Annotated in this window: 8 protein-coding genes; 5 read left to right on the forward strand and 3 right to left on the reverse strand. The window is 66.9% G+C overall.

Going from position 1 to position 11468, the window contains the following annotated elements:
* Positions 1 to 60: 60 nt before the first annotated feature.
* Together groL and ACVOME_RS00390 are read right to left on the reverse strand one after the other, a co-directional pair.
* On the reverse strand, positions 61 to 1710 hold the full coding sequence (gene groL, locus ACVOME_RS00385; RefSeq protein WP_053515717.1) for a chaperonin GroEL: 1650 nt from the start codon (positions 1708 to 1710) through the stop codon (positions 61 to 63).
* 81 nt (positions 1711 to 1791) lie between these two features.
* Positions 1792 to 2079 (reverse strand): co-chaperone GroES, encoded by a 288-nt coding sequence (locus ACVOME_RS00390; protein ID WP_006396661.1) that lies wholly within the window; start codon positions 2077 to 2079, stop codon positions 1792 to 1794.
* Between the two features lie 312 nt (positions 2080 to 2391).
* Here ACVOME_RS00390 and ACVOME_RS00395 point away from each other — a divergent pair, with 312 nt between their 5' ends.
* The 4 genes from ACVOME_RS00395 (at position 2392) to ACVOME_RS00410 (ending at position 7527) form a co-directional block, all read left to right on the forward strand.
* Positions 2392 to 4182: an endonuclease gene (locus ACVOME_RS00395; RefSeq protein WP_445394071.1), complete on the forward strand. Its 1791-nt coding sequence runs from the start codon at positions 2392 to 2394 to the stop codon at positions 4180 to 4182.
* A gap of 68 nt (positions 4183 to 4250) precedes the next feature.
* Positions 4251 to 4589 (forward strand): divalent-cation tolerance protein CutA, encoded by a 339-nt coding sequence (gene cutA / locus ACVOME_RS00400; RefSeq protein WP_053515713.1) that lies wholly within the window; start codon positions 4251 to 4253, stop codon positions 4587 to 4589.
* A complete protein-coding gene (locus ACVOME_RS00405) occupies positions 4586 to 6964 on the forward strand; it encodes a protein-disulfide reductase DsbD family protein (protein ID WP_481504584.1) in 2379 nt (792 codons plus the stop codon). Before cutA ends, ACVOME_RS00405 begins: the two co-directional genes overlap by 4 nt.
* Positions 6961 to 7527 carry a TlpA disulfide reductase family protein gene (locus ACVOME_RS00410; protein WP_053515709.1) on the forward strand — a complete coding sequence of 189 codons (567 nt, stop codon included), beginning with the start codon at positions 6961 to 6963 and terminating at the stop codon, positions 7525 to 7527. The genes ACVOME_RS00405 and ACVOME_RS00410 overlap by 4 nt, the downstream gene beginning before the upstream one ends.
* Before the next feature lie 38 nt (positions 7528 to 7565).
* On the opposite strand, the gene ACVOME_RS00415 is transcribed toward ACVOME_RS00410, so the two are convergent.
* Entirely contained in the window at positions 7566 to 8486 is a 921-nt protein-coding gene (locus ACVOME_RS00415) for a bifunctional helix-turn-helix transcriptional regulator/GNAT family N-acetyltransferase (RefSeq protein WP_065181626.1), read from the reverse strand.
* A 296-nt stretch (positions 8487 to 8782) separates the two neighbouring features.
* Here ACVOME_RS00415 and ACVOME_RS00420 point away from each other — a divergent pair, with 296 nt between their 5' ends.
* Positions 8783 to 11326: a TonB-dependent receptor plug domain-containing protein gene (locus ACVOME_RS00420; RefSeq protein ID WP_414487705.1), complete on the forward strand. Its 2544-nt coding sequence runs from the start codon at positions 8783 to 8785 to the stop codon at positions 11324 to 11326.
* Positions 11327 to 11468: the final 142 nt, after the last annotated feature.

Genomic DNA, 11468 nt, shown 5'->3' on the forward strand with positions numbered 1-11468 from the left:
GCCCACAAAAAAAACCCCGCCTTGCGGCGGGGTTTTTCACTTCATCGGGAACAGCGGACCTTAGAAGTCCATGCCGCCCATGCCACCCATGCCGCCCATGCCACCGGCGCCGCCCAGGGCCGGCTCGTCCTTCTTCGGAGCTTCGGCAACCATGGCTTCGGTGGTGATCATCAGGCCAGCGATCGAGGCCGCGTTCTGCAGCGCCGAACGGGTCACCTTGGTCGGGTCCAGGATGCCGAACTGCAGCATGTCGCCGAACTCACCGGTGGCGGCGTTGTAGCCGAAGCTGCCGCTGCCTTCCTTGACCTTGTTGACGATGACGGACGGCTCTTCGCCGGCGTTGGCGACGATCTCGCGCAGCGGGGCTTCCATCGCGCGCAGGGCGATCTGGATGCCGTGGTTCTGGTCTTCGTTGGCGCCCTTCAGGCCGGCCAGCGCGGTGACCGCACGGACCAGTGCAACGCCGCCGCCCGGAACCACGCCTTCTTCAACGGCTGCACGGGTAGCGTGCAGGGCGTCGTCGACGCGATCCTTCTTTTCCTTCATTTCGATTTCGGTGGACGCACCCACCTTGATCACGGCAACGCCGCCGGCCAGCTTGGCCACGCGTTCCTGCAGCTTCTCGCGGTCGTAATCCGAGGAGGTGTCCTGGATCTGGGTCTTGATCTGCGCAACGCGCGATTCGACCGCAGCCTTGTCGCCCACGCCGTCGATGATGGTGGTGTTCTCCTTGGAGACCTGCACCTTCTTGGCGCGGCCCAGGTCCTTGATGGTGGCCTTCTCCAGCGACAGGCCCACTTCTTCGGAGATCACGGTGCCGCCGGTCAGCACGGCCATGTCTTCCAGCATCGCCTTGCGACGATCGCCGAAGCCCGGGGCCTTCACGGCCACAACCTTGACGATGCCACGGATGGTGTTGACCACCAGGGTCGCCAGCGCTTCGCCTTCGACTTCCTCGGCCACGATCAGCAGCGGCTTGCCGGCCTTGGCGACGCCTTCCAGCACCGGCAGCAGGTCACGGACGTTGGAGATCTTCTTGTCGTGCAGCAGGATGAACGGGTCATCCAGGTCAGCGGTCTGCGACTGCTGGTTGTTGATGAAGTACGGGGACAGGTAGCCGCGGTCGAACTGCATGCCCTTGACCACGTCCAGCTCGTTGTCCAGGCCCGAGCCTTCTTCAACGGTGATCACGCCTTCCTTGCCGACTTCCTTCATCGCGTCAGCGATGATCTGGCCGATCGACTCGTCCGAGTTGGCCGAGATGGTGCCGACCTGGGCGATCGCCTTGTCGTCAGCGGTCGGCTTGGAGATGTTCTTCAGCTCGGTGACGGCAGCCACGACGGCCTTGTCGATACCGCGCTTGAGGTCCATCGGGTTCATGCCGGCAGCAACGGCCTTGGCGCCTTCGCGGATCAGGGCCTGGGCCAGCACGGTGGCGGTGGTGGTGCCGTCGCCGGCGTCGTCGTTGGTGCGCGAAGCAACTTCCTTCACCATCTGCGCGCCCATGTTCTCGAACTTGTCAGCCAGTTCGATTTCCTTGGCGACGGAGACGCCGTCCTTGGTGATGGTCGGGGCGCCGAAGCTCTTCTCGAGCACGACATTGCGGCCCTTCGGGCCGAGGGTGGCCTTGACGGCATTGGCGAGAACGTTGACGCCGCGCACCATGCGCGAACGGGCGTCTTCACCGAAACGGATATCCTTGGCAGCCATTGCAATTACCTCATTGGTCGCGCCGGGCCGTGCCCGGCGGCTGGGATGTGGGGATCAGGTTGAAACAGGTCGCGGCGGGGCTCAGCCGATGACGGCGAGCACGTCGTCTTCGCGCAGGACCTTGTACTCGACGCCTTCGCTCTTGTACGAGCTGCCGGCGTACTGGCCGTAGATGACCTTGTCACCGACCTTCAGCGACGGCGCGCGCACGCTGCCGTTGTCCAGCGGCTTGCCGGGGCCGACGGCCACGACTTCACCCTTGGTGGACTTTTCCTTGGCCGAGTCGGGGATGACGATGCCACCGGCGGAGATTTCGTCGGCTTCGATCGGCTTGACCACAACGCGGTCGTGCAGCGGCTTGATGCTCATAGGAGACCTCTTAAGTGATTGATTGGTCTAAAAAAGTCCGGCGATGTTAGCACTCGCACCAGGCGAGTGCCAGAACCGCACGTGAAGAAACCCGACAAGGTCGGGAGCACGGCAGAGATGGAGCCCCCCGGGAGGCTTTCAAGGGGCATAGCGAAAAAAGTTTCCGCGCCGGACGCTGCGGCAGTGCGGTGGGGCGGCCCCGAATTAGGTGACCAACGTCGCACTGTCAGATATCTGACGTTCATTTACGACAAAGTGTCACTGGATCGGCCTTAGGCTCGGCCGCGCATTCCCAATCACAAGGAGTCGTCGATGCGATTGCTGTCCCCGCTCGCCACCGCCTGCGTGCTGGCCCTGGCCACCGCGCCGGCCCAGGCCGAGGTCTTCATCAACGAACTGCATTACGACGACAGCACCGCAGCCGGTGACGTCGGCGAGGCGATCGAGGTCGTGGCCACCGCCGGCGAGGATCTGTCCGGCTATCGGCTGTATCTCTACAACGGCAGCACGCCGTCGGCCGCTTCGGTGTACGCCAACACGGCCGTCCCTGCCGGCAGCGCGGCCGGGTGCGGCAGCGCCACCCTGGCCGTGGTCAGCTATCCGACCAACGGCATCCAGAACGGTCCCAACGACGGCATCGCGCTGGTCGACGCCAGCGGCAAGGTGGTCCAGTTCCTCAGCTATGAGGGCACGATCACTGCCTCCGGCGGTCCTGCCGCAGGCATGACCAGCCAGAACATTCCGGTGGCCGAGACCAACAGCACGGCCCCTGGCACCTCACTGCAGCTGACGGGCAGCGGCAGCCAGTACGCCCACTTCACCTGGGCCGAATCGGCGACGCACACCTTCGGCAGCTGCAACAACGGCCAGACCTTCAGCGGTGGGGGTACGCCCGGCCCCAATACGCCGCCATCGGTGTCCACCACCACCCCGGCCCAGGGCAGCAGCACGTTCCCGGCCGCGGCCGATCTGGAAGTGGTGTTCAGCGAGACGGTGAACCTGGCCAGCGGCGCCTTCGCGCTGAGCTGCGGCGCCTCCGGCAGCGTACCGCTGACCCACCCGGCCAGCGGCAGGAGCGTGAAGCTGTCCACCAACACCGCGCTGGTGGCCGGTGAGGCCTGCCGCTTCGACATCCGCGCCGCGCGCATCACCGACCTGCAGGGCGCGCATCCGGCTGCCGACAGCCGCATCGCCTTCACCGTGGCCAGCGCCACGGGCAACCCCGATCCGGGCAATCCCGGCGTACCGGCGGGCTACTACTCCAGGGTCAACACCTCCAGCCCGAGCCAGCTGCGCTGCTCGCTGCACGCGACCATCAAGGGCCACACCGCCTATCCGTACAGCGGGTCGGGCACCAGCACCTGGACCATCCTGGAGATCGCCGACGAGGATCCGAACAATCCCAACCGCATCCTCGATGCCTATCGCAACCGCAGCTACGCCAAGGTCAGCGATCGCGCTGGCACGGGCAGCGGCCTGACCTACAACCGCGAGCACACCTGGCCGAACTCGCTGGGCTTTGCCAGCACCACCGGCGACAAGGGCCTGCCGTACGCGCCCTACACCGACACCCACATGCTGTACCTGACCGATGCGCAGTGGAATGCCGACCGCGGCAACAAGCCGTTCGGCAAGTGCGATGCCAACTGTGGCGAGCGCGCCACCGAGGCCAACAACGGCCATGGCGGCGGCAGCGGCGGCTACCCGGGCAATTCCAACTGGGTGCGCACGCCGGACGGCAACACCGGCACCTTCGAGGTGTGGGGCCATCGCAAGGGCGACATGGCGCGCGCGGTGATGTACATGGCGATCCGCTACGAGGGCGGCAAGGATGCAGCCACCGGCCAGTCCGAGCCGGACCTGGAGCTGACCGACGACCGCAGCCGGATCGTCAGGACCAGCAGCTCGCCGGCCTACATGGGCCTGCTCTCGACCCTGATCGACTGGCATCTGTCCGATCCGCCGGACGACGCCGAGCGCGCGCGCAACGACGTGATCTACAGCTTCCAGGGCAACCGCAACCCGTTCATCGACCACCCCGAGTGGGCGACGCCGGCGTTGTTCACCTCGGCCAAGCCGGCGACCTGCCAGCTGGCCAACTGACCGCGCAACGCAGCGGTCCATCGCCGCCGCCGGACCTTGATCCGGCGGCGGCCCTATACTCGACGGTCATGCCGACCGTCGATCCCGTCCTGCTGCTGTTGACCACCTGCCCGGACCGGGCCAGTGCCGAGCGCATCGCGCATGCGCTGGTCGGCGAGCGCCTGGCCGCCTGCGTGACGCGCCTGGAAGGGGCGCAGTCGACCTACCGCTGGCAGGGCGAGGTCACTACCGATGCCGAGCTGCAGCTGCTGGTGAAGACTACGGCCAGCCGCGTGGAGGCAGCGATGGCACGGATCGTCGAACTGCATCCGTATGAACTCCCCGAGTGCATCGCGGTCGAAGCCCGGGCCGGACTGCCGGCCTATCTGGATTGGATCCGGGCGCAGACCCGGGAGGACACCGCTTGATGAATCTGTTTGCCCGTGCCGCCGCGCTGTGCGCCCTGCTCTCGCTGGCCCTGCCTGCATTCGCCCTGGACGAGAAAGATCTGCTGCCGGTGGATCAGGCGTTCGCGCTGACCGCCAGTGCGCCGGAGCGGAACCAGATCCAGCTGCAGTTCAAGATCGCGCCGGGGTACTACCTCTATCGCCACCGCACCAGCGTCAAGGCCGACCCGGCCTTCAATGCCGGTGCGCTGCAGATGCCCAGCGGCACCAAGCACCACGACGATTTCTTCGGCGAGGTCGAGACCTACCGCGAACGCCTGCAGGTTTCGCTGCCGGGCGCCCCGACGGATGCGGCCGGCACCCTCAGCCTGGAAGTGCGCTACCAGGGCTGCGCCGATGCCGGTGTCTGCTACCCGCCGCAGAAGCGCGTGGTCCAGGTGACACTGCCCGGTGGTGGCGGTGGCGCCGCAGCCGCCCTGCCAACCGCGCGGGTCACCGGCGTGAGCGCGTTCAACACTCCGCTTGCCGGGGCCGGCAGCGGTGGTGGCCTGCGCCTGCCCGGCAGCAGCAACAGCCAGGCGCTTCCGCTGCCCTCCGAACAGGCCTTCGGCTTCGACGCGATCGCCAGCGATGGCAACACCCTGCTGCTGCGCTTCAGTCCCGCGCCGGGCTACTACCTGTATCGCGATCGCACCTCGCTGAAGCTGGAAGGCAGTGCCGGTGTGCTGGCTGCTACGCCGCGCTGGCCCGCCGCGCAGTCGCATCGCGACGAGCACTTCGGCGATGTGTCGGTGTACTTCAACCAGGTCGAAGTGCCGCTGCCGCTGCGCCGCACGGTGACCGACGCGGTGGACAGCACACTGGTGGTGACCTTCCAGGGTTGCCAGACCGATGGCATCTGCTACCCGCCGATGACCCGCCGGGTGAAGCTGTCGATCCCCGCGGGAAAGATCAGCGCCCACGCCGGCCAGCCTGCGCCACGCAGCGAAATGATCCGACCGCTGCCGGCGGGCAGCGCCGCACCGCGCGAGGCGGCCAACGGCACCCCGTTGCGCCTGCTGCCGACCGTGCCGAACAGCGAACCGGCGCGTGCCGATGTGGCCGGCGCGCAGGCAGGGTTCGCCGCCGATGCGCGGGGCGACAACGCGCTGCGTACCCGCCCGCCGGCCACGACCCCGGATCCGGACCGTTCGTTCCTGTGGGTGCTGCTGCTGGCACTGGCCGGTGGCCTCGTACTGAACCTGATGCCCTGCGTGCTGCCGATCCTGTCGCTGAAAGTGCTGGGCCTGGCACAGAGCGGTGAGAGCGCCGAGCGCGCCCGCAGCCACGCCATGTGGTACACGCTGGGCGTACTGGTCGCCTTCGCGGTGATCGGCGCGCTGATGGTCGGCCTGCGCATGCTTGGCAATGCGGTGGGCATCGGTTTCCAGCTGCAGCACCCAGGCGTGGTCGCGGCACTGGCCTACATCATGTTTGCGGTTGGCCTGAGCCTGTCCGGCGTGTTCACCCTCGGCGGTGGCCTGGGCAACCTCGGCCAGTCACTCGCCCGTCGCAGCGGTCCGGCCGGCGATTTCTTCACCGGTGCGCTGGCCTGCGTGGTCGGCAGCGCGTGCGTCGGTCCGTTCATGGGAGGCGCGGTCGCCTATGCCTTCGTTGCCACGCCCGTACAGGCGATGGCCGTGTTCCTGTTCCTGGGCCTGGGCCTGGCCCTGCCGTTCCTGCTGATCGGCTTCGTGCCGGCGCTCGCGCGGCGCCTGCCCAAGCCCGGCCCGTGGATGGAAACGCTCAAGCACGTGCTGGCGTTCCCGATGTATGCCACCGCACTGTGGCTGCTGTGGGTGCTGGGCAAGCAGCGTGGCGTGGACGGCATGGCGCTGGCGCTGGGCGGACTGCTGCTGCTGTCCCTGGGCCTGTGGTTGTTCGAGCGCAGCCGCTGGCGCAGCCAGCGCGCCGCCGGCCTGCTGGGCGTGCTGCTGGCAATCGCCGCGCTGTTACCGGTGTGGGGCGTGACCCAGCTGAAGCCACCGGCACGTGCGGCACAGGCCACCAGCGAGAACGTCGTGGAGTATTCGCCGCAGCTGCTCGACCGCCTGCGTGCCGACAACCGCGTGGTGTTCGTCAACATGACCGCCGACTGGTGCGTGAGCTGCAAGGCGAACGAGCGCGCCGTGCTGTCGCGACCGGAGTTCAGGGAGCTGCTCAGGCGCACCAACGCGGTGTACATGCGCGGCGACTACACCAACGTGGACCCGCAGATCACCGCTTTCCTCGATGAGCACAAGGCCGTGGGCGTTCCGCTTTACGTGGTGTACGGGCCCGGCGCACCGCCGACGGTGCTGCCGACCCTGCTTACCCAGGCCGTGGTCGAAGAAGCGCTGCTGCGCACCGCACGATGAGGTGGCAACGGCCAGCGCTGCTGTGGACCGCGGTGCTGGCTGCCGGCCTGGGCCTGTGGGCCGGCCATCGGCTGACGCCGGTGCCGGCGGCGGACGCTGGCGATCCAGACGTGCAGCCACCTGCAGCACCGCTGCCCGTGCTGCAGGCAGGCGATGCCCTGCCCGCACTGGTGCTGCCGGACCTGCAGGGACAGCCGCTCGATCTGCGCCAGCGTTTTGCCGGCCGGCCGCTGCTCATCAATGTCTGGGCCAGCTGGTGCGGGCCCTGCGTCGAGGAAATGCCGGAACTGTCGCGCTTCGCGCAGGCGCAGCAACCTGACGGCGTGCAGGTGCTGGGGCTGGCGCTGGATACACCCGAAGATGTGCAGCGTTTCCTGCAGCGGGTGCCGGTGGACTACCCGATCGTGCTGGAGACGCCCGGTCCGCGCGATGCCAGCGTGCAGCTGGGCAATGCCCAGGGGCTGCTGCCTTACAGCGTGCTGGTGGATGCACAGGGCCGCATCGTGAAGCAGAAGCTGGGGCCGTTTGCCGCCGGCGAAGTGCAGACGTGGGCCCGGCTGTAAGCCTGGCCGCGGCCGGCATCCACGCGTCCTGATCCCGGTCAGACCAGAGAGCGCGCCCAGAGCTGGGACACCTGTGGCTGGCCGAACAGCTGCTCGTGCTGCTCGGTCATCAGTTCGAAGCCGGCCCGTTCGTACAGGCCGCGGGCGTCGATGAGCGCGGCATTGGTCCACAGCACCATGCGCTTGTAGCCCACCGCGCGCGCGAAGCTCATCGCCTCGTCCACCAGTCGCTGCCCGATGCCCCGCCTGCGCGCGCTGGCATCGACATGCAGCAGCCGCAGCTTGGCATTGTGCGCGTCGTGCCGGACCACGAACACCGACCCCACCGGGGTGCCGTCCAGTTCAGCGATCCAGCAGCGCTCGGTCTGCGGGTCGTGTTCGCGCAGGTAGCGGGTGACGATGTCGGCCACCAGCGCTTCAAACTCCGCGTTCCATCCGAATTCGCGTGCATACAGCGCGCCGTGCTTCTGGATCACCCAGCCCATGTCGCCGGGGCGGGGATCGCGCAGCACGCAATCCGACGATGCACCTCCCAGCAGTGCCTGGATGTGCGCCATCGCCTCCAGAAGGCGCTGGCATCCTGCTTCGCTGATATCTCCCAGCATGGCAGCGACGCTTTCGCTGGACGCTGCATCCAGCTGTGCGAAGGCGGCGCGGCCCGCTTCGGTCAACACCAGCCGGTTCGCGCGCGCATCCATCACCGACGGTTCGCGTTGAACCAGACCGCGCGCCTGCAGCCCGCTCAGCAGCCGGCTGAGGTAGCCCGCGTTGAGGTCCAGCCGATGGCCCAGCTGCGCAGCCGTGATGCCCTGGCCCGCCGCCAGTTCGAACAGCACCCGCGCCTCGGTGAGGGTGAAGTCGCTGTGCAGCAAACGCTCCTCGAGCACCGCGATCCTGCGGGTGTAGAAGCGGTTGAAGGCGCGGACCTGTGCGACGGGATCGGAAGTGAGCGCAGACACGGGGACGTTCCTGATGGTTGCCTTGGGCACACAGTACATGCCTTGAGCAACCATATAAGGCTGTTTTGCGATCCATTCCGCGTCTTGGCGCCTTAAAACGAAAGATTCGTTGCAGTACGGTTTACGTTCTGTTAATTCTGCGTTTAGCGACCAGGGCCCTGGCTGCAAGGAGAACCAACAGGATGAACGACTGACCGACAAACCACTCAAATCGACTGCAGGGTGCATGCATGAAACACGGAATTCGCAGAAGTGTTCAGGCTCCAGACGCAATCACGCCATTGGCATCCGCAGTAATGGTGGCCCTCGCCACCGCGCTGCTGTCCACCAGCCCCGTTGCACGGGCGCAGGACAGCGGCACATCGACGACGCCCGACGCGGCCACCACCCTGGATACCGTTTCGGTACTGGGCAGCCGCACCAAACCGCGCACGGTGTCCTCGTCGGCGGTGCCGATCGACATCATCAGCGGTGAAGAGTTCCGCAACCAGGGCGCGACCGACGCCCTCGACCAGCTCAAAGTGCTCGTGCCTTCCTTCAACGTCAGCACGATTCCCATCGACGATGCGGCCAGCCTGGTGCGTCCGGCCAACCTGCGTGGCCTGCCGCCGGACAACACCCTGCTGCTGGTCAACGGCAAGCGTTTCCACCGCTCGGCGGTGATCACGTTCCTCGGCCACGGACTGTCCGACGGCGCACAGGGACCGGACCTGTCCGTGTTCCCCTCGCTGGCGCTGGAACAGGTGGACGTGCTGCGCGACGGCGCAGCGGCACAATACGGCTCGGACGCCATTGCCGGCGTGCTCAACTTCAGCCTGAAGAAGCTGCGCGAAGGCGGCACCGCCGAGGTGTTCGCCGGCCAGTACTACGAGGGCGACGGGCTCACCACCCAGTACTCGGCGCAGATCGGCCTGCCGCTCGCCGAGCACGGCTTCGCCACCCTTACGGCCGAATGGCGCAACGCCGACGACACCTCGCGCAGTGTGCAGCGCGACGATGCCGCCGCGGTCGCAGCGGCAGGCTACCCCGGGGTGAAAGATCCTGCGCAGATCTGGGGATCGCCGAAGGTGGACGACGACCTCAAGCTGGTCGCCAACCTCGGTTACGACACCGAGAACGTGGAGTTCTACCTGTTCGGCAATTACGCCAAGCGTGAAGTGGATGGCGGGTTCTACTACCGCGACCCCACCGCACGTTCGGGCGTCTACTCCAACGATGGCGGCCAGACATTGCTGGTGGGCAACCTGACCGGCGTGGGCGCATGCCCCACCATCGCCCTGCGCGATGGCGCCGGCAACCTGCTGCCGTACGGCACCGTGAGCGGCGCGGTGGCTGCCCTGCCCGCCAACTGCTTTACCTTCCTGTCCAGCCTGCCCGGCGGCTTCACCCCACGCTTCGGCGGCAAACTGGAAGACGCCTCGGTGTTCGCCGGCGCCAAAGGCACCTGGGGTGAGTGGTACTGGGACGTGAGCGGCTCCTGGGGACGCAACGAGATCGAGTTCACCATCTACAACACCGTCAACGCCTCGCTCGGTCCCGACCAGCCGGCCGGGCTGTTCTTCCGCCCGGGTGGCAATACCCAGACCGAAAAGAACCTCAACGTGGACGTCAGCCGGGACATCCCGGTCAGCTTCAGCAGCCAGCCGCTGCGCCTGGCGATGGGTGCCGAATGGCGCGAGGAGAGCTTCAGGATCAGCCCCGGTGACGGCCCGTCCACCGCCATCGGGCCGCTGACCGAACAGGGCTTCGCGCTGGGCTCCAACGGATTCAACGGCTTCAGCACGCGCACCGCCGGCACCTTTGATCGTCGCAACTGGGCCGCCTACGCCGACCTGGAAGCACAGCTCACCGAGCGGCTGCTGCTGGCCGGTGCGCTGCGCTACGAGGACTACGATTCGTTCGGCAGCACCACCACTGGCAAGCTCACCGCGCGCTTCGACTTCAACGAGCACTTCGCTCTGCGCGGCGCCTACAACACCGGCTTCCGTGCGCCGACTCCCGGCCAGGCCAACATCAGCCAGATCAGCACCGTGTTCGGCGGTACCGCACTGGAAGACATCGCCACCCTGCCGCCGACCAATCCGATTGCCCAGCTCAAGGGCGCGCAGCCGCTTACTCCGGAAGAGTCCAGGAATGTGTCATTGGGCGCGGTGTGGACCGAAGGTGACTGGCTGGTCACCCTGGACGGCTATCAGATCAAGGTGGAAGACCGCATTGCCCTGAGCACCAGCTTTGCAGTCACTCCGGAGGAGCGTGCGGCGCTGGTGGCCGGCGGCAATGCGGAAGCCGCGTCCATCTCGCAGGTAACCTACTTCGGCAACGCCTTCGATACCACCACCACCGGCGTGGACCTGGTGACCAGCTTCAAGAGCAACCACTTCGGCGGGGTCACCACCTACTCGCTGGCGGCCAACTGGAACCGCACGAAGGTGGACCGCTACGACACCGACTTCATCGACGAAGCGCGCGTGTACAAGCTGGAGAAATCGCTGCCCAGGACCAAGGGCTACTTCAGCATCAATCACCAGCGGCAGATCTTCCACGCCAATCTCCGGTTCAACTATTACAGCAGCTGGTACGAGGATCACCTGGACAGCGGCGTGATCTCCGCCGAGGACGGCGGCCTGCCGATCTACGGGGGCAGCGCGTTGATCGTGGATGCGGAAGTGGGCTGGAAGTTCGATTCGGGCCTGTACGTCAGCGTGGGCGCGCAGAACCTGTTCGACCGTGTGCCGGCCAGCAACCCCTGGGGGGGTGTGGCCGGTGCGCAGTATCCGGTGCATTCGCCCTACGGATTCAACGGCGGGTTCTATTACACGCGGGTGGGCTGGAAGTTCTGACGCAGGTGCAAGTGCACGCAACGGTGGCCATGGAAGGCCCCGTCGCTGGCGCCACCCCACCGGCTTGACCGCAGGCAGGGCGCCCCCGAGAATTACGCGACTAATTCTCATTTGCTGTTGCGCAGGATGCGGGCGGCAGCCC

The organism is Stenotrophomonas sp. STEN008, from assembly GCF_056760435.1.